This is a genomic window from Nocardia sp. X0981 (assembly GCF_977089955.1).
Map to the genome: position 1 here is coordinate 2,586,145 of NZ_OZ372435.1, position 17,538 is coordinate 2,603,682.

19 protein-coding genes are annotated in these 17,538 nt (G+C 67.7%); 14 read left to right on the forward strand and 5 right to left on the reverse strand.

Going from position 1 to position 17,538, the window contains the following annotated elements; translation table 11 throughout:
* The first annotated feature begins 16 nt into the window (after positions 1-16).
* The 5 genes from ACYR7D_RS11260 (at position 17) to ACYR7D_RS11280 (ending at position 4,483) form a co-directional block, all read left to right on the forward strand.
* Positions 17-1,327: a nicotinate phosphoribosyltransferase gene (locus ACYR7D_RS11260; protein WP_459550123.1), complete on the forward strand. Its 1,311-nt coding sequence runs from the start codon at positions 17-19 to the stop codon at positions 1,325-1,327.
* A gap of 27 nt (positions 1,328-1,354) precedes the next feature.
* Positions 1,355-1,930 (forward strand): isochorismatase family protein, encoded by a 576-nt coding sequence (locus ACYR7D_RS11265; RefSeq protein WP_459549549.1) that lies wholly within the window; start codon positions 1,355-1,357, stop codon positions 1,928-1,930.
* 61 nt (positions 1,931-1,991) lie between these two features.
* Positions 1,992-2,321 carry an MmcQ/YjbR family DNA-binding protein gene (locus ACYR7D_RS11270; RefSeq protein WP_459549550.1) on the forward strand — a complete coding sequence of 110 codons (330 nt, stop codon included), beginning with the start codon at positions 1,992-1,994 and terminating at the stop codon, positions 2,319-2,321.
* An 86-nt stretch (positions 2,322-2,407) separates the two neighbouring features.
* A complete protein-coding gene (locus tag ACYR7D_RS11275) occupies positions 2,408-3,067 on the forward strand; it encodes a PadR family transcriptional regulator (protein WP_459549551.1) in 660 nt (219 codons plus the stop codon).
* A gap of 207 nt (positions 3,068-3,274) precedes the next feature.
* On the forward strand, positions 3,275-4,483 hold the full coding sequence (locus ACYR7D_RS11280; RefSeq protein ID WP_459549552.1) for an FAD-dependent oxidoreductase: 1,209 nt from the start codon (positions 3,275-3,277) through the stop codon (positions 4,481-4,483).
* Positions 4,484-4,660: 177 nt separating this feature from the next.
* On the opposite strand, the gene ACYR7D_RS11285 is transcribed toward ACYR7D_RS11280, so the two are convergent.
* The 3 genes from ACYR7D_RS11285 to ACYR7D_RS11295 all read right to left on the reverse strand — a co-directional run bounded on the left by ACYR7D_RS11285 (position 4,661) and on the right by ACYR7D_RS11295 (position 6,953).
* Positions 4,661-4,885, reverse strand: a complete 225-nt coding sequence (locus ACYR7D_RS11285) for a hypothetical protein (RefSeq protein ID WP_459549553.1) — start codon at positions 4,883-4,885, stop codon at positions 4,661-4,663.
* Between the two features lie 35 nt (positions 4,886-4,920).
* Positions 4,921-5,703 (reverse strand): HNH endonuclease family protein, encoded by a 783-nt coding sequence (locus ACYR7D_RS11290; RefSeq protein WP_459549554.1) that lies wholly within the window; start codon positions 5,701-5,703, stop codon positions 4,921-4,923.
* A gap of 575 nt (positions 5,704-6,278) precedes the next feature.
* On the reverse strand, positions 6,279-6,953 hold the full coding sequence (locus ACYR7D_RS11295; RefSeq protein ID WP_459549555.1) for a phosphate signaling complex PhoU family protein: 675 nt from the start codon (positions 6,951-6,953) through the stop codon (positions 6,279-6,281).
* A 105-nt stretch (positions 6,954-7,058) separates the two neighbouring features.
* Between ACYR7D_RS11295 and ACYR7D_RS11300 the strand changes: the two genes are divergently transcribed.
* From ACYR7D_RS11300 to ACYR7D_RS11340, 9 genes are all read left to right on the forward strand, one after another.
* Positions 7,059-7,454 (forward strand): nitroreductase/quinone reductase family protein, encoded by a 396-nt coding sequence (locus tag ACYR7D_RS11300; protein ID WP_459549556.1) that lies wholly within the window; start codon positions 7,059-7,061, stop codon positions 7,452-7,454.
* 272 nt (positions 7,455-7,726) lie between these two features.
* Complete coding sequence (locus ACYR7D_RS11305; RefSeq protein WP_459549557.1) at positions 7,727-8,596, forward strand: MlaE family ABC transporter permease; 870 nt, start codon at positions 7,727-7,729, stop codon at positions 8,594-8,596.
* The gene (locus ACYR7D_RS11310) at positions 8,596-9,462 is read left to right on the forward strand and encodes an MlaE family ABC transporter permease (RefSeq protein ID WP_459549558.1); all 867 of its coding nucleotides are present in this window, start codon (positions 8,596-8,598) and stop codon (positions 9,460-9,462) included. The genes ACYR7D_RS11305 and ACYR7D_RS11310 overlap by 1 nt, the downstream gene beginning before the upstream one ends.
* Positions 9,463-9,468: 6 nt before the next feature.
* Positions 9,469-10,461, forward strand: coding sequence for an MlaD family protein (locus ACYR7D_RS11315; protein WP_459549559.1), 993 nt, complete (start codon positions 9,469-9,471; stop codon positions 10,459-10,461).
* Positions 10,458-11,462 (forward strand): MlaD family protein, encoded by a 1,005-nt coding sequence (locus ACYR7D_RS11320; protein WP_459549560.1) that lies wholly within the window; start codon positions 10,458-10,460, stop codon positions 11,460-11,462. Before ACYR7D_RS11315 ends, ACYR7D_RS11320 begins: the two co-directional genes overlap by 4 nt.
* Positions 11,450-12,514: an MCE family protein gene (locus ACYR7D_RS11325; protein WP_459549561.1), complete on the forward strand. Its 1,065-nt coding sequence runs from the start codon at positions 11,450-11,452 to the stop codon at positions 12,512-12,514. The genes ACYR7D_RS11320 and ACYR7D_RS11325 overlap by 13 nt, the downstream gene beginning before the upstream one ends.
* On the forward strand, positions 12,514-13,614 hold the full coding sequence (locus ACYR7D_RS11330; protein WP_459549562.1) for an MlaD family protein: 1,101 nt from the start codon (positions 12,514-12,516) through the stop codon (positions 13,612-13,614). Before ACYR7D_RS11325 ends, ACYR7D_RS11330 begins: the two co-directional genes overlap by 1 nt.
* Positions 13,611-14,681, forward strand: a complete 1,071-nt coding sequence (locus tag ACYR7D_RS11335; protein ID WP_459549563.1) for an MlaD family protein — start codon at positions 13,611-13,613, stop codon at positions 14,679-14,681. The genes ACYR7D_RS11330 and ACYR7D_RS11335 overlap by 4 nt, the downstream gene beginning before the upstream one ends.
* Complete coding sequence (locus ACYR7D_RS11340; protein ID WP_459549564.1) at positions 14,678-15,634, forward strand: MlaD family protein; 957 nt, start codon at positions 14,678-14,680, stop codon at positions 15,632-15,634. Before ACYR7D_RS11335 ends, ACYR7D_RS11340 begins: the two co-directional genes overlap by 4 nt.
* A gap of 20 nt (positions 15,635-15,654) precedes the next feature.
* Here ACYR7D_RS11340 and ACYR7D_RS11345 read toward each other — a convergent pair whose 3' ends face one another.
* Positions 15,655-16,464, reverse strand: coding sequence for a hypothetical protein (locus ACYR7D_RS11345; protein ID WP_459549565.1), 810 nt, complete (start codon positions 16,462-16,464; stop codon positions 15,655-15,657).
* A 172-nt stretch (positions 16,465-16,636) separates the two neighbouring features.
* On the reverse strand, positions 16,637-17,341 hold the full coding sequence (locus ACYR7D_RS11350) for a metal-dependent hydrolase (protein ID WP_459549566.1): 705 nt from the start codon (positions 17,339-17,341) through the stop codon (positions 16,637-16,639).
* Positions 17,342-17,538 lie beyond the last annotated feature (197 nt).

A 17,538-nucleotide genomic window follows, 5' to 3' on the forward strand; every position in this document is an offset into this window, starting at 1 on the left:
GTTTACAGTGGCAACCGTGGACCTGCGCGACGCGGTGGAAAGCACCGCTCTGCTGACCGATCAATACGAGCTCACCATGCTCGCCGCCGCCCTCGCCGATGGTTCGGCGGCGCGGCGCTGCACTTTCGAGGTGTTCGCCCGGCGCTTGCCGCACGGCCGCCGATATGGCGTGGTGGCCGGTACCGGCCGATTCCTCGACGCGCTGGCGCGATTCCGGTTCGGTGCGGCGGAGCTCGGGATCGCCGGCCGGTTTCTGGATGCCGAGACCGTCGCGTGGCTGCGGGATTTCCGGTTCAGCGGGGATATCGACGGCTATCCGGAGGGGGAACTGTATTTCCCCGGTTCGCCGATCCTGTCGATCACCGGCAGTTTCGCCGAATGTGTGGTGCTGGAGACGCTCGTGCTGTCGGTTTTCAACTACGACAGCGCGATCGCGGCCGCGGCCGCGCGGATGGCGAGTGCCGCGGAGGGCCGCCGGTTGATCGAGATGGGTTCGCGGCGCACTCATGAGCAGGCTGCTCCGGCCGCCGCGCGCGCCGCGTATCTGGCGGGTTTCCACGCGACTTCCAACCTGGAGGCGGTGCGCCGCTACGGGGTGCCCGGGGCGGGCACCAGCGCGCACGCTTTCACTCTGGTGCACAGCGGGACCGACGGGGAACACGAGGCCGAGGCCTTCCGCAGCCAGGTCGCCGCGCTCGGCACGGGCACCACCCTGCTGGTCGACACCTTCGACATCACTCGCGGGGTGGCCTCGGCCGTCGAGGTTGCCGGACCGGAGCTGGGTGCCGTGCGCATCGACTCCGGGGATCTGGGCGTTCTCGCCCGGCAGGTGCGCCGGCAACTGGACGAACTGGGCGCGGTGCGTACCCGCATCGTGGTGTCGGGCGATCTGGACGAATACGCCATCGCGGCGTTGCGGGCCGAACCGGTGGACGCGTACGGGGTGGGTACTCAGCTGGTCACCGGTTCCGGCGCGCCGACCGCGGGGATGGTCTACAAGCTGGTCGAGGTGGAGGGGTTACCGGTGGCCAAACGTTCCAGCCACAAGGAGTCGCGGGGTGGGGCGAAACGCGCCGTGCGGCTGGCACGCGGCACCGGGACGATCGTCGAGGAAATCGTCTACTCCGCGTCCGGTGACCGGCCGGATCCCGGCGGTTACGAGATGCGTGAGCTCCAGGTCCCGCTGGTCCGCGGTGGGAAGGTGCTCGACCTTCCCGTTCTCGCCGATTCCCGGGACCTGGTGGCCCGCGGCCTGGTGAGCCTGCCCTGGGAGGGGCTCAAACTGTCCGCCGGTGAACCGGCGGTGCCCACTACGTTCCTGGCCTGAAGCGGTGGCGGCGAGGAGACTGGAGCGATGAGACGCGCGCTGATCGTGGTGGACGTGCAGAACGATTTCTGTGAGGGCGGCTCGTTGGCGGTGGCGGGCGGCGCCCGGGTCGCGGGCCTGATCAGCCGGCATCTGGCCGATACGGGATACGACGCGGTGGTGGCCACCCGCGACCACCATATCGATCCCGGCGCGCATTTCTCCGCGACCCCGGATTTCGTGGACAGCTGGCCGCCGCACTGCCGGGTCGGCACACCGGGGGCGCGGTTCCATCCGGATTTCACCGTCGAGGCGGTTCAAGAGATTTTCTCCAAAGGCGAGTATTCGGCGGCCTATTCGGGGTTCGAGGGCGTATCGGCGGCGGGGGAGTCGCCGGCCGACTGGTTACGTGCCCGCGATATCGCGGCGGTCGATATCGCCGGTATCGCCACCGATCATTGCGTGCGCGCCACCGCGTTGGACGCCGCCGCGGCCGGGTTCCGCACCCGGGTGCTGCTCGGTCTCACCGCGGGGGTCGCACCGGCCACGGTGGCGGCGGCTCTGGACCGGCTCGCCCGGGCCGGTGTGGAACTCTCCGGCACGGTGGTGGGCGTCGAGGGCTGACGGCGGCCGGTTCGCCGGCGCCGGAGGAGTTTTGTCGTACCGCCGGTGCAGAATTCCCGGTATGACCGCCACCGGGGACGACGTTCGCGCCTACGCACTTTCACTACCGGAGACCACCGAACAGTTCGCCTGGGGGATGCCGGTGTTCCGGGTGGCCCGCAGCCTTTTCCTCACTCTCCCGGAAGACGAGACGTCCATGGTGGTCCGGTGTCCCGTGGTCGACCGTGACGAGTTGGTGGTCGCCGAACCCGCCAAATTCTGGATCGCCGGGCACGAGGCCAACAACCCTTGGGTGCGGGTCCGGCTCGCGGCTCTCGACGATCGGGACGAGATGAAAGCGATCATCCAGGATTCCTGGACGCTGGCGGCGCCCCGGCATCTGCTGGATTGAGGGCGGAGCCGAGTCCTCTTCTCCTGGTCCGCTCTTGCCGTCGGGATACTCGTCTACGTATATTCGTATGCGAGTAAGGAGGGCGCGTGGCGAAGAAGCGCAAGGTCGGCAATCTGCTGGCGTTGGCGGTGCTCGCCGTGATGCAGGACGAAGCCATGCACCGGTACCAGATCGCGGCCCGGCTACGGGATTACGGCAAAGACCGCGATATGGATATCAAGTGGGGCTCGCTGTACACGGTGGTGCAGAACCTGGCGAAGGCCGGTTTCCTCGAGGTGGTGGGTAGTGAACGGGAGGGGGCCCGGCCCGAACGGGTGATCTACCGGATCACCCCGGCGGGGCGTGCCGAACTCGTGGACTGGACCCGGGAACTGATCGCCGAACCGGAGGCCGAGCGCAATCGATTCATCGCGGGTTTGTCCGTGCTCGCCGCGCTGCCCCCGGATGAGGTGGCGGAGCTACTGGGCCGGCGGCTGGCCGCGCTGGAGGAGCAGATCAGCGTGGTGAAACAGGAGTTCGCGAATCTCGCGGACACGCTGCCCCGGCTGTTCCTCATCGAATCCGAGTACGGGCTGGCGATTCTGGAGACCGAAGCCGAATGGACCAGAGCGCTACGTGCCGAACTGCTCGCGGGAACCTTCCCCGATCAGGCGCAGTGGCAGGCATGGCATCGCGGGGGCGCCGGGGCGGCGACCGCCGGGGCCCGGGAATCCGGGGAGGAGGCCGCTACGAGAACCGAACGCTGAACCAACCGGGCTCGATGGAGGTGCGGCAACACCGCCACCGAGCTCGGATCACCGTCTCGGACCGTGCCCGCGCGAACGCACACCCGGCCGCGAGTTTGGCAGAACACAGGATAACCGGGTGGGGGGAGCGCGAGGGCGGTTCGGTAGCGATCAGGCGCCGCCGTGGGCGGCGCCGCCGACCAATCGACCCTTTCGAGGAGTACACCCATGTCCAGAATCGAAACCGCCCTGGTGATCGGCGGTGGTATCGCCGGGCCGGTAGCGGCCACCGCGCTGCGTAGAGCGGGTATCGACGCTCAGGTCCACGAGGCCTATCCGGAGCCGGCCTTCACCGTCGGCAGCGGTTTGGCGCTGGCGCCGAACGGCGTCGCGGCGCTCGATGTGATCGGCGCCGGGGACGCCGTGCGCGATATCGCGGTACCGGTACCGCGGATGTGCCTGTCGGTGGGCCGCACATTGCTGTCGATGCCCGTACTGGGGGATCAGCCACCGTTGCAGTTGGTCGACCGCGGGGAACTGCACCGCGTGTTGTACGAGCGGGCGGTGTCCGCCGGCGTTCCGGTGGTATTCGGGAAGCGTCTGGTGGCGGCCGAACGGACCACCGACGGAGTGACCGCCCGCTTCGCCGACGGCAGTACCGCCACCGCCGATGTGCTCATCGGCGCCGACGGTATCCGGTCCACCGTGCGCGGATTGATCGATCCGGCCGCGCCGGGCCCGGAGTTCACCGGGATGCTCGGGTTCGGCGCCACGGTGGACTGCTCGGTCGAGATTCCGGCCGACACCATCGTTTTCGCCTACGGCAAGCGGGCCTACTACCTGTACTGGCCCGTGAGCGAGGGCCGGGTCGCCTGGGGCGCGAACCTGCCGAGCGCGGAGTATCTGTCGCTCACCGAGGCCCAGCGGGTTCCCGCCGAGCACTGGCTGGAAATCCTGCGGGACACCTACGGGGAGGACACTCCCGGTGGGCAGCTCGCCCGGGCGACCACCCCGGATCAGCTCGAGGTCGTCGGGGCGCTGCACATCATGCCGCCGGTCCCGCGGTGGTACCGGGATCGGATGGTCCTGGTGGGTGACGCGGTGCACGCGCCGTCGAACAGTTCCGGTCAGGGCGCGTCGCTGGCGATCGAGAGCGCGATCCAGCTCGCGCGCTGCCTGCGCGATATCCCCGATCCGGCCGTGGCGTTCGCCGCCTACGAGCGGTTGCGCCGCCCCCGGGTGGAGGGTATCGCCGCCCGGGCCGCGAAGATCAATCACAGTAAAACCCCGGGTCCCGTGGCCCGCAGGCTGATGCAGGCGATCATGCCTGTCATGGCGCGTACGGTGATGAACCCGGAGAAGACCCTGGGCGCCGAACAGCGCTACCGGATCGACTGGGACCAGCCGGTGGACAAGGACCGTGCCCCCACCGGATAGCCAACTGTAGAACCGCGACCTCGTATGATCCCGACCATCGGGATGCAGGGTGGTTCCGGCCGGACGAGCCGACAGCCCGGAGGCCGGGAAGGCCGCGCACCCACCTCCGGTGCCGAGTTCGGCGAGACCTCCGAAGGGTCGAGCCCGCGCGCCGATGAACACAGCGCGCCATCCGATTCAGCACTCGAAGGGGATCGTATTTCCCGCCGCGTCCCGGGCGCCCGCCCCGGCGACTATGGCCTCCGCGAGTTCCGCGCACGTTTTCCACGTGCGCGGTTCTTCGTCGTCGAGGTTGCCGATGGTGTACCACTCCTCGGTTTCCCGGTAGCGGACCCGGCCGTGGCCGGCGGAATCGAGGCTGACATCGAGTTCGCCGGAGATGGTCCCGGCTTCGCGGGTCATGACCGATGCTTCGGCGGGCAACTCGATGATTTCGGTTATTTGAACTCACCCCGTTCGACGCAATCCTCCACCGCGGTACGCAGTGCGGTCTGTTCGTCCTGATCCACGCTCAGGCCGTACTTTAGCTTGACCTGGATGTACCGGGAGATATATCCGCACCGGAAACTTCCCGGCGGTAGATAATCGGCGGGGTCCTGGTCGCCTTTGGAACGGTTGGCCGACGGGTCGGAGGCGATGAGGTTCACCGCGTCGTTCGCTATGCGACGCCGGGTATCGGTGTCCAGGTCCTTGGCGCCCGAGCGCCAGGCCTCGGCGAGCGGCACGATATGTTCGGCGTCCACTCCGGAGGACGCGACGATGAATTTGTACGGTTTCAATTTGCCGGTTTTGTTGTCCATGACCCCGTAGGCGTCCTGCCAGCCGCCACCGGTGCCGATGGTCAGTTCGCAGGTTCGCGGGTCCAGGCTCACCTCCCCGGTGGCGTCGCGCAGCAGCATCACTTCGCGGGTGGTGCATTTGCTGTACTGAGCGAATTCCGGGCCGAAACCGTGTTCGGGGTCGTTGTCGTCCCAGTGCGGGAACTTCTCCCGGCTGTAGCCGGCCATACCGATCTCCGCTTTTACCGGTAATTCGTCCAGTGCCGATCGGACTTCACCGGCGGAACCCGCCGATTTCGCGGCGCCGACGGATGGACCGGAATCGTTGCCGCGGTCTTCCAGGAAATAACCGCCGGCCAGGACCACGACGATCAGGATCGGTACGGCGACGGCGGCGAATTTCCGTACGGGCGCGGGCAGCGCCGAGAGCAGCGAGTTCATCGCCCGACCTCCGCGTATCGGTGGGTGTGGGAGGGCGCTCCGCCCCGGAATACTTCATACGTACTGGGGTTCAACGAAATTCCTTGCCGACGTGCCGGGATATGCCGAGCGTCAAGCTACCGGCCGGTCAGTTAACCGGAAGCTACTGGGGGGTGTGAGATTCGGCATACTCGCAGGAGAGTACCCGCCCGACGGCCGGGGTACTCCTGTTTCGACCTGGTGATGCACCACCCCCGAGTCGCCGTGCCGGCGCCGACTCGGGGGTGGGCCTGTCACGAGCGAGGGCGATGGGCCCGGTGCGGGCCGCGGGCCGGTTGTCCGGACCGGTATCCGCGACGCCCCGCGGGGCTTGATGAGGGGGAGCCCCGTGGTTCGTTCCCGCGCCGGATGCGCTCGTCGTGACGTACAGGGACCGGAGCTTGTCCGGTCGGTCTTTCGGTATGAAGATATCGTGCCCGGCCGGGGGTGGCGTCTCCGATATGCCCCCGACGGTTCGTTAGGTGAAAAGCATAGGGAATTCCCATGATTGGGAGCGAGCGGGGCCCGGTTGCGTCGCCCCGGGTTGACACGCGAACTCACTCGGGAGCCCCGGCCGCCTCCTCTTCGGCGGCGAGTTGTGCGGTCGGTGGGATACCGGTGTCCAGGAAGTGGATCAGTCGTTCTATCCGGTCCGTGTGATCGAGGGTGCGCAGGAATTTGTGACCGATCAGGGCGAGGGTGATGGCGGTTTCGGTTTCGCCCTCTGTGGTCGTCAGGGCGGCGTGCAGTTGCCGGTCCAGGGAATGCATGGTGGTCACGGCGCTCTCGTCGGCGGGTGTGTACCGTCCGCTGGTGACCGCGCGCTGAGCGCGTTCGGTGGCTTCGGCGGTGAGCCCGGCCATCTGCCCGAGCAGGGCGAGTACCGGTGCCGGTGCCACCGGTTCGGGATGGCTCTGGTACACCTGATCGGCGACGCGGCTGAACATCCGGCCGATTCGGGAGAGTTCCCCGGCGATCTGGATCGCGGTCACCACATGGCGTAGATCGCGGGCCACCGGTGCCTGTAGCGCCAGCAGGACCACGGTCCGCGCTTCGCAGGCGCTGTGCATGGCCTGCAATTGCTCGTCGAGGGCGAAGACCTCGTAGGTCGCGGTGAGGTCGGCGCCGACGAGAGCGTCGGTCACGCGGTCGGCTGCCTCGTGGGTGATGCGGCACATCTGCGTCAGATCCGCGGTCAGCGCGACGAGCTCGTTGGTGAACTGAGTTCGCACGGAGGAATTGTCGCCCATGGCTCGCCGGTAGGTCGAATGATCCGCCGATCCGGTACCGGGGCGCGGACCCGGGTGTGGTCACGGGCTCGGTGTTACCGTCGCCACATGTCCCAGCAGCGGAGTATCAAACATCGAGTTGTCACCGCTTTTCAGCGCCGCGTGGCCAATCCGCTGAACCGGAAACGCGCCGCACAACAACTGCTCGAAACGATCGGCCGGGTCAGCGGGGAGCCGCGGGTGGTGCCGATCGGCGGCCGTCGCAGCGGCGGCGAGTTCTGGTTCGTCTCCGAATTCGGCGAGCGTTCGAACTATGTGCGCAATATCCGCGCCGACAACCGGGTGCGTGTGCGCTTGGACGGCGAATGGTATTCGGGTACCGCGCATCTACTGCCGGAGGACGACCCGGTGCGCCGGTTGTCTTCGCTACCCCGGGGCAACAGTGCGGCGGTGCGTTTGATGGGTACGGATCTGCTGACGATCAGGGTGGACCTGAACGATTGAGGCGATATCGGGGTGTATATGCGAAGCGCATGAATTACTCCGATAGAACTCGTTCCCATACAAAGCGCGTATCTCCGTGACCGCCGGCACAGTGCCCGTATTCGCATGTCCGGAACGCATTCCGCGTGCGGACTGTCACAGCTGTGCGGATTTGTCCGTCACCTCTCGTAACGATTAGTTTCCTCTCCGTTGGCATCGATGCCGGACCGGAGAGTTGAGCGCATGAATTTCGCAACATCCCGTGCCGCGACCGCGGAATATGGATTTCGGCCATGAGCCCCGAGACCCGTACCGCGGCGATCGATCAGGATTCTTCCCACCACACCGAATCGGCTCGCGAAATCCTGGCGCGGAACTTTTCCGGCACGATCGTGTCCTCGTTGCGTACCTTCGGCCGAGCCGTCGGTATGGCGCAGGAATCCGTCGGTGGCGCTGCCTCGGATATGGTGCGCGGCCGCTTCCAAGGGCAGGAAATGCTGATCCAGGCATGGCGGCTGATCACGGTCACCGCCTTCCCGGCCGTACTGATGGCGGTGCCGTTCGGTGTGATCGTCTCGGTGCAAGTGGGCAATCTGATCCACAATCTGGGGGCGGATTCGCTGCTCGGCGCCACCGGCGGGCTCGGTGTGATCAAACAGGGCGCGCCGATGGCCACCGGTTTCCTGCTCGGCGGTGCCGGGGCGGCGGCCATCGCGGCCGATCTCGGTGCCCGCACGATCCGGGAAGAGATCGACGCCCTGCACACCATGGGTATCAGCCCGGTGCACCGGCTGGTGATTCCCCGCATGGTGGCGATGCTGCTCGTCGCGCCGCTGCTGAACATCCTGGTGATCTTCGTGGGCATCGTCGCCGGATACCTCGTGGCGATCGGCGGCCAAGGGGTCACCCCCGGCTCCTACTGGGCGACCTTCGGCTCCTTCACCACGGCAGCCGATGTCTGGATCTCGCTGATCAAAGCCATCGTCTTCGGTTTCCTGGTGGTGATCATCGCCTGCCAGCGCGGGCTCGAGGCCAAAGGGGGCCCGCGCGGAGTCGCGGACGCGGTGAACGCCGCGGTAGTGCTCTCGGTGGTGTCCATCGTGATCGTCAATCTGGCGATGACCCAGGTGACCGCCATGTTCCTGCCCACCAGGCTGGCGTGATGGCGGCGACCTCGTACGTCCCGAAGGGACTGGGCTTCGCCGCGCGCTACTTCCGGCGCGGCAGCCGCGTGCTGCGCGCGGTGGATTCGCTGGGCTTCGTCGTGGTGTTCTGCTGGCAGGTGCTCTCCTCGATACCCCTGGCCCTGCGCCGGTACCGCGGTGAAACGCTGCGGGTGATCACCGATATGACCTGGGGCCGCGGGTCGGTGATCGTCGGTGGCGGCACCGTGCCCATGATGATCGTGCTGGGCCTGGTGGTCGGTGCCTCCATCGGCGTGGAATCCTTCGCCACCCTCGACATGCTGGGCATGGGACCGGTCACCGGGATCGTGTCCGCCTTCGCGACCACGCGGGAACTGGCGCCCATCGCCGCCGCCGTGGGCTTCGCCGCGCAGGCCGGCTGCCGGATCACCGCGGAGATCGGTTCGATGCGGATCTCCGAGGAGATCGACGCCATCGAGGCGCTGGGGCTGCGATCGGTGCCGTTCGTGGTGACCACCCGGGTCGTCGCGGGGGCGATCGCCATCGTCCCGACCTTCCTGATCGCTCTGATCGGTTCGTACTTCGCCTGCCGGGGCCTGATCACGCTGGTGCACGGCCAGTCCGCCGGGGTCTACGACCACTACTTCTTCCAGTTCATCTCGGGATCCGACATCCTCGCGGCCACCGTGAAGGTCGCCGTGTTCGGCACCGTGGTGATCTGCGTGCACAGCTACTACGGGTTCTTCGCCACCGGCGGACCCGAAGGAGTCGGTATCGCCTCGGGCCGGGCGGTCCGCGCCAGTTTCGTCGCCATCATCGCCATCGACATGGTCCTGACCCTCGTGCTGTGGGGATTCGACGCGGCGATCAGTTTCACGGGATAGGGACAGATGCCGAAGTACGGAATGCCCGGGGTCGCCGCCGATCCGCGCGGTGCGCGCCGCGTCGGTGTGCTGGTACTCGCGGTGCTGGCGGTCGTCGTGCTGGCCGGATACGGCTGGCGCGCGATGACCGCCGACGAAGCACTACGGGTCGCGCTGCGCACCGAGCAGATCGGCGACGGGGTGGTCGCCGGGACGCTGGTGCGCGTGGACGGGGTGCGGGTCGGGTCGGTCACCGGTATCACGGCGGCCGGTCGCGGCACCCAGGAGATCGCCCTGGACCTCGACGGATCCCGCCTGCACGGGATCGACGACAGCCTGCGGGTGGACTACGCGCCCGCCAACTTGTTCGGTATCAGTGAGATCGAACTGCTACCGGGCGCCGGTGGTGCCCCGCTGCGCTCGGGGACCGTGGTCGATCTGACCGGCCGGCGCGCCGCCGAGGTGTACGACGCGACCATGGGCGCGCTGCTGCGCAGTCTGTCGCAGACCGGCGAGACCGTGTTCACCCCGGATATGGCGATGGTGATCTCGCAGGCCGCCGCGGATGTCAAGGCGTTCACCCCGCTGGCGGAGGCGTTGATCACCGCGGGACGGGTGATCGCCGACCATCAGTCGATGCCGTCGAACGAACTGGTCGGGCGGCTGGGTCCGGCGTTCCAGGGCGGTGGCGAGTTCGCCGGCGCGACCATCGAAGTACTCGACCAGATCGTCGGTATCGAGGTGCTGCGCAACGACCGGGCGGATTTCGATGCCGGTGTGGAGGCGTTGACCGGAGATATCCTGCCGGGCCTGGCGTCCACCGTGGACAGCGCCGGTCAGCTGTCCGGCTACACCGATATGCTCGCGTCCACGGTGAACCTGCTGGCCCTGGCCGTTCCGGATCCGCAGCGTTCCGCCACCGAGCTGCGCACCCTGCTCACCCGGCTCGGGGTGGCGTTCCGGGACGGCCCCGACGGCCCGGTGCTGGACCTCGAAGTCGAATTGGACGGTGTGCGATGACCGCGCGGCGCGCCGCGTGGCGGCTGACTCTCTTCGCCGGGGCGATGGCCCTGGTGCTGGCGCTGGTCATCGGCGCGATCGAGCGCCCGGTAGACGGGGGGACCGAAACCCATCACGCCCTGTTCACCGACGCCAACGGGCTGAAGACCGGTGACGATGTGCGTATGTTCGGCGTGCAGGTGGGCAAGGTCGAGGCGGTGACCCTGGAGGGTGACAAGGCGAAGGTCCGGCTCACCGTCACCACCGACACCCCGGTCTACGACAACAGCACACTGGCCATCCGGTACCAGAACCTCACCGGGCAGCGCTATATCGATCTGCAGCAGCAGCCGAACCCCGGTACCCCCCTCGCCGCCGGTGCCGATATCGGGCCGGAGCAGACCGTTCCGTCGTTCGATGTGACCAGCCTGTTCAACGGTTTGCAGCCGGTGCTGGCCACCTTGTCGCCGGAGGCGCTCAACCAGCTCACCGAGAGCATGCTCGCGGTGATCGAGGGGGACGGGGCCGGGATCGGGCCCGCCCTGGATGCCATCGGCACGCTCAGCGAATACGCTGCCGACCGCCAGCATGTGATCGGCACCCTGGTCCGGAACATATCCGATCTGGCCGACCGGGTAGGCGGCCGTCTGTACCATCTGGTGCCGCTGCTGGCCCGGCTCACCGATATCTTCCAGGCCCTTCAGCGCAATGTCGGCGGTCTCGCCGATTTCGCGATCAGCGCGCCGTCGGTACTCGAACCGGTGGACCGGCTGCTGGCCGCGCTGGGGCTGAGCCCGGAGATGGGGCCCGATATCGATGCCATGATCCGCGGGCTCTTCCCCGACCCGCGGCAGGCCGTGGAGGTATTCGGCCGCCTGCCCGGATTGCTGGCCGCGGTGGATACGGCGTTTCCGCGCACGCCGGCGGGGTTCCGGCCCGAATGCAGCAGGGGCGCGGCCGAGGTTCCGGCTCCGGTGCGGGTACTGATCGGTGGGCAGCAGGTGGCGATATGCAACGGCTGAGCAGAGCGAAGGCGATGCTGCTGCGCTGGTCCGATCGTGAGCAGCCGATCACCGACGAGCCCACGAGACTGCGGAAACAGCTGCGGCTCGGGGTCATCGGTGTCTGCGGGGTGCTGGTACTCGCCGTGGCCGTCGCGGCGCTGTACGTGGTACCGCTCGGGAAGACCACTTATACGGCCGAACTCCGGGAGGCGCAGTCGGTGCGAACCGGCGACGATATCCGGGTGGCCGGGGTGCCGGTGGGTGAGGTGGAATCCCTGGAACTGCTCCCCGATCGCGTGGTCATGCGCTTCACCGTCGATGCGGATGTATTCGTCGGTGACCGGAGTTCCCTGGATATCCGGATGCTGACCCTCGTCGGTGGGCACTATGTGGCGCTGTTCCCGGCGGGAAGCGCGCCACTGGGCGACAAGCCGATTCCGGCCGACCGGGTGCGGTTGCCCTACAGCCTGATGGACACCTTCCAGGACGCCGTTACGCCGCTGCGGGAAACCGACGGCGATACGTTGCGCCGCAATCTGGCCGCGTTGGACACCTCCCTCGACGCGGCGCCCGAATCGCTGCGCAGTGTGCTCGATACCGTCGGGAGTTATCTCGACGCCATCGAACGGCAGCGCACCCAGGTCTCGAACGCCATCGCCACCGCCGACGAATACGTCACCATGTACGACGGCGCGAAAACCGATCTGGGCCGGTTGATGGACAACGTGAACCTCATGGAAACCGTGCTGCTGGGCAAACGGGCCGAATTACGTCAGGCGCTGGCACTGCTGGCTTCGGTGGTGCAGCGGGTGACCGCGCTGGCTCCGGCCTGGGAGCAGACCCTGCGGCCGGCGGTGCAGCAGCTGGCCGACGCGCTGCCGCGGCTGCGGGAATACGGCGACCGGCTGGAACCGATGATCGTTTCGGCGCAGAGCCTGAGCGCGAAACTGCGGGAGCTGGTGGGACCGGACGGCGGGGTGCGGATCGACCATTCCGCAACCACCGTGCCCGCACCGGGCCTCGACCCGGGTGCCGTGGTCTGCGTTCCTCTCCCCGGGAAGGTGTGCTGATGCTGAAACGGGTACTGGCCGCACCGGCGGTGATGTCGGTGGCCGGGGCGGTGGTGGTGGCGCTCGCGGTGACCGCCGCGTATGTGATCGCCTTCGAACCGCTGGAGAAGACCCGGTCCTACTGCGCGATCATGCCGGACAGTATCGGCCTCTACCAGGGCAACCAGGTTTCCATGCGGGGTATCACGGTGGGCACGGTGACCCGGATCGCCCCGGAGGGCGCGAAGGTGCGCGTGGACTTCGAGGTGGACGCCGACCATCCGGTGTATGCCGACGCGGGCGCGACCACGGTTTCCGACACCGTGGTGGCCGACCGGGAACTGGCCGTGCTCTCGAGTGGGCAGTCGACCGAGGAATGGGATTCGGGGCAGTGTCTCACCAAAACACTGACCCCCAAGAGTCTCACCCAGACGATCACCGCGCTGGCCGAGCTCTCCGATCAGATCGGCGGTACCGCCGCGCAACCGAACGCGCTGGCCGGCGGGCTGGACGCGCTGGACACGGCGTCGGCGGGTACCGGCCCGCAGATCAACCATCTCATCACCCAACTGGGCCGGGTGCTGCAATCCCCGGATGCCGATATCGCCCATCTGGCCGGGATCTTCGATGCCTACGCCTCGGTATCGAACAAGGTCGCCGCACACTGGGGTGATCTGAAAGCGATGCTGACCCGGCTGGCGCCCACGCTGAACCAGGCCCACAGCGAACTGCTGACTCCCGGGATCGCCCTGTTCGACGGTCTGCGCGAGATACTGCCGATGCTGAACGACCTCACAGTGATCCTCGCCGATCCGCTCATGTCGACTCTCGACAATCTGGTTCCGCTGGTGAAACTGCTGCGCGCGAATGTGGGGTCGCTGAGCGATATCGTGGCCACCACCCCGGTGCTGGCGTCGGCATTCCGCACGGTCGCCGACCCGGCGACCGGTGCGCCCGGGCTGACCTACGCTCCGCCGAAAGTCGCGATACCGCAGGAGAACGCCGAGCAGGTGTGCGCGGCGGTGAACGCGATCGCTCCCGGCCGCTGTGCGGGCGCGGGGAACGGCATGGTGGATCTGCACCTGGTGCAGCTGGTTCTGGGATCGGTGGGTGCGCGATGACGGCGCGGATCGGTATCGACCTCGCCCGGTTGCGGCGTGGGCTGGCGGCCTGCGGGCTGGCCGCCGCGCTGGGTATCTCGGGTTGTGCGTTCGATCCTTCGGATATCCCGGTGCCCGGAGCCTCGGTCGGTGGCGGCAGCTACCCGCTGCGGATCGAATTCGCCAATGTGCTGAATCTGCCCGCGCGGGCGAAGGTGATCGCCAACGGCGCGCAGGTCGGCAATGTGGAGAAGGTGGAGGTGGTCGCGGGCGACGCCGCCGGGCCGGGTTATGTCGTCGTCGATATCGAGGTCGCCGATTCGGTGGAGCTACCCACCACCACCGTCGCCGAGCTGCGGCAGAACACCGTGCTCGGGGATATCCACATCGCGTTGACCACCCCGCCCGACGGGTACGGTTCCCTGCTGCGCCCCGGCGATACGATCACCCGGGACCGCACCGAACCACCGGTGCAGCTCGAGGACACGATGGCCGCGCTGGCGTTCTTCGTCAACAGTGGCTCGGTGGGCCATCTGCAGGACATCGTCAACCGGCTCAATTCGGTACTACCCCGGGATCCGGCGGAAACGCAGCGGATAGCGCGGGTGCTGGCCACCGACGCGGTGGATCTGGCGGCGAATCTGGACCAGGTGGATCTGCTGTTGTACGGGATCGCCGCCAATGCCGAGGTGATGCACGGTATCCAGGACGAGCTGGACACTATCCTGCGGCCGGAATCGGTGCGGCAGATGACCGCGGCCACCGAATCCATTACGGGCGTGACCGAGATCTTCGGCGGTCTCGGCCCGGTCGGCGGGTCGCTGGCCTGGCTGGCGCCCCTGGCGCAGTCGGGGGGTGCGGCCGCGGCGGCCTTCGTACCGCTGCTCACCGGGGGGCCGCTGGACCTTCGCCAACCCTCGAATCTGAACCTGCTGGTCGCTCTGCTGCGGGACGAGATCATCCCGTTCGTGGACAACGGTCCCCGGGTGGACATCAGCGGTGTGCACGTCGGAACGGGCGGCTCGTCCACCGACGACCAGGTGGACCGGATCATCGAAACCCTGCGCATGATCGGAGCAGTGCGATGAAGATCGGCCCGCTGGCCTCGCTGAGCGGTATCGCGGCCATCACCGTGCTCGGCGTGAGCTATCTGACCTTCGGTGTGGTGCGCGCGGATCCTTTTCCGGACTATCTGAACGCCTCCCTGGTACTCGACGATTCCGGTGGGCTCGGGGTCGGCTCGCCGGTCCTGCTCACCGGTATCGAAGTGGGCCGGGTGACCTCCGTGGATCGCGTCGCCGACGGTGTGGAAGTCGGCTTCCGGGTGGATGATTCGCATCGGCTGCCCACCGACAGCGTGGTCACCGTGGAGCATCTGTCGGCCCTCGGCGAACCGTATGTGGTGTTCGCGCCCAAGACCGGTGCCGGGCCCTACCTCCAGGAGGGGCAGCGGCTGCGGTCGGCGGATATCCACAGCCCCCTGTCCATTCCGGAGGCGGCGCGGCTGGTCACCCGGACCATGAACCAACTCGACCCCGCCACCATGGGTTCGCTGGTGCGGACGCTGACCGATGCGCTGCAGGGCACCGACGCGGTGCTGCCGGAACTCACCCGCGCCGCGGATCTGCTCGCGGCCACCATCATGTCCAGGGAACCGCGGATCGCCGAACTGCTGGACAATTTCGAGACGGCCGCGGCCGACAGCGACTGGGCCGGTCCCGCCACGTCGGCGGCTGCCGTCGAATTCACTCGATTCGCCGAAGTTCTCGACGCTTTCATCGAATCGGTGGGCCGGTTCACCGGCGCGGAGGGATCACCGGAAACCTATCTGCGGGGTGATGGGCTGGTTCCCTTCCTGGATCGGCTCCGGGCGCTGCTCGACGAGGCCGGGCCGGAACTGGCCGCGCTGCAGCCGGGCCTCGTGCCGCTGGCCGACGCGCTGCGATCGACCGGCCCGCGAATCGATATCAGCAGTCTGATCACACAGGCTCTGCAAGGTACCGACGAGGATTCGGTGCGGGTGCGGGTCGGCGTGCGTTAGCGCGTGCCGCGTCCGAGCTCTCAGGGTGGTCCGTCCGGGGAGCCGGGGTCCGCGCGGTCGAGGATGGCCTGGGTGCGGGCATCGAGATCGCCCAGGGCGGAGAGCAGGCCGAGCGCGCCGAGTTCGAGCGGAGGTTCCTCGGCCATCGTGCGCAATTCGGCCAGTACCGCGTCGATATCGTCGTCGGCGGCCGGACGGCGTTTCCGGGTGGGTGCCGCTACGGGCTGCCAGGCGATGGCCTGCTGCCACCACGGATCGCCGGTGGCCCAGGCCCACAGCGTTCTGCGTACGAGGGTGGCATCGTCGGTGTAGAGCTGGAAGAACTCGTCCAGGTTCCGGTGTTCGAGTTCGAAGATGCCCTCCGGTAATCGGCAGGCGCGAATATGGCACATGGGTGCCCGGGTCACTTTCAGCGCCGGATCGCGGGGGTCCGGCGGTGTCCGGAGGATCTCGTCGAGGAGGGTCTCGGTGAGGTAGGGCAGGGTGATATCGCCCGTGGTCAACGGGACCCGGGCGGCGCCGCGCGGGTTGTAGAGGTGGCGGGTCGCGACATCCAGGACGGCCAGGTCACGGTCCGCGGTGAGGGCCAGCAGGGCGCGCAGACAGTCGAACCGGTCGTCGACGGTGGCCTCCAGCAGCGCACCGCGCCCGTCGGGGCGGCGATACACACGTAAACCCGTGCCGGACCGGTGGATCAAGGTGCAGACGACCCCCACCGCGGGCAGCGGCGGGGTCGGCTGGGGCGCGCCGGCCAGGGACAGGTACCGCTCGTATGCCCGCTCGGCCGATTCGAGCCCGGCCGCGGGCAGTACGGCGAAAAGAGAACTCACCCGCCAAGTAGAGCAAAATATCCGACCCGTCGCTTGTTCACTTCCGGGAAATGTCGCCGCGGCAAGGTTTTTCGGGGCGAAAAGGATCGGAATGCCGACCGTGGGCCGACCGGATCGGAGGTGACGGTAGGTCGGTGTTCCGGTGTGCGCGGCGCTGCGCTGGGATAGGACCTCAATTCGGCACGGCGTAGAGATAGAGCAGGACGATGGTGACCGCACCCATCAGGGGCGTGAGCACCCAGGTCTCCACTTTGTTTCCTGTGCGGGAGATGATCGGCACGGCCAGACGCGGTTTCAGCGGCCAGAACAGCGGGCAACCGCGCTCGGTGAGGCAATCCCCGACGATATGGATGAGCGCGCCCAGGCCGAGCGCGAAGGGAAGCCAGTAGGGGGAATCGGGCAGCCAGCGGTCCATGAGCACCGTTCCGCCGCCCGCCAGCAGCACACACAGGCCCCAGGCGCGGAACGAATCACCCTTCGGCGTCAGATGCAGGGCCCGGATTCCGAACGCCAGCATGACGAATACGACACCCAGCGTGAAATAACGGCCCAGATAGTGCACTCCGGCCCAGGTGGCCCAGCCGGCCAACAAGACGAACAGCAGGCCGTGGGTACCCTTGCGGTGCCCTCCGGAGATCGCCGCGACCCCTTTCGCCACGGCATTGCTCACCGGGCCCAGCGAATCCCCGATCGTGCCGTTGGGATGGTCGATATCCGGTAGCAGTGCCGCACCCGCGGTGATGAGGGCGCCCAGGATCAACTCCAGCGCGCTGACCTCCACGGGGCCGCGCACGAATTCCATGACCGGGACGGGCACGACGGTCGCGGCGGTCACGAACGCCAGAGCGCCGCTGGTGGCGTGGGAATGGCCGAGCAAAACACACTCTCCCGGTATCGAACGGACGTAGCGATCCAAGGTAGCAATCGATTCCGACACCCCGGACGACGTCCCCGGATGCGAGCGACGCGCCGACGTGCGCGAAGCACGTGACACGCCGCGGTGACGCGGAACCGGCGAGCGAGTCCTGTACCGCGCGAGATATCGATGCGATGCTGTCGCGACCGGACCGCGGG

Coding starts and splice junctions, on each gene's coding strand:
- ACYR7D_RS11290 (WP_459549554.1), bottom strand. CDS start 5,703: ATGAACTCGCTGCTCTCGGCGCTGCCCGCGCCCGTACGGAAATTCGCC.
- ACYR7D_RS11335 (WP_459549563.1), top strand. CDS start 13,611: ATGACGGCGCGGATCGGTATCGACCTCGCCCGGTTGCGGCGTGGGCTG.
- ACYR7D_RS11315 (WP_459549559.1), top strand. CDS start 9,469: ATGCCGAAGTACGGAATGCCCGGGGTCGCCGCCGATCCGCGCGGTGCG.
- ACYR7D_RS11305 (WP_459549557.1), top strand. CDS start 7,727: ATGAGCCCCGAGACCCGTACCGCGGCGATCGATCAGGATTCTTCCCAC.
- ACYR7D_RS11330 (WP_459549562.1), top strand. CDS start 12,514: ATGCTGAAACGGGTACTGGCCGCACCGGCGGTGATGTCGGTGGCCGGG.
- ACYR7D_RS11285 (WP_459549553.1), bottom strand. CDS start 4,885: ATGACCCGCGAAGCCGGGACCATCTCCGGCGAACTCGATGTCAGCCTC.
- ACYR7D_RS11265 (WP_459549549.1), top strand. CDS start 1,355: ATGAGACGCGCGCTGATCGTGGTGGACGTGCAGAACGATTTCTGTGAG.
- ACYR7D_RS11320 (WP_459549560.1), top strand. CDS start 10,458: ATGACCGCGCGGCGCGCCGCGTGGCGGCTGACTCTCTTCGCCGGGGCG.
- ACYR7D_RS11270 (WP_459549550.1), top strand. CDS start 1,992: ATGACCGCCACCGGGGACGACGTTCGCGCCTACGCACTTTCACTACCG.
- ACYR7D_RS11280 (WP_459549552.1), top strand. CDS start 3,275: ATGTCCAGAATCGAAACCGCCCTGGTGATCGGCGGTGGTATCGCCGGG.
- ACYR7D_RS11300 (WP_459549556.1), top strand. CDS start 7,059: ATGTCCCAGCAGCGGAGTATCAAACATCGAGTTGTCACCGCTTTTCAG.
- ACYR7D_RS11325 (WP_459549561.1), top strand. CDS start 11,450: ATGCAACGGCTGAGCAGAGCGAAGGCGATGCTGCTGCGCTGGTCCGAT.
- ACYR7D_RS11340 (WP_459549564.1), top strand. CDS start 14,678: ATGAAGATCGGCCCGCTGGCCTCGCTGAGCGGTATCGCGGCCATCACC.
- ACYR7D_RS11310 (WP_459549558.1), top strand. CDS start 8,596: ATGGCGGCGACCTCGTACGTCCCGAAGGGACTGGGCTTCGCCGCGCGC.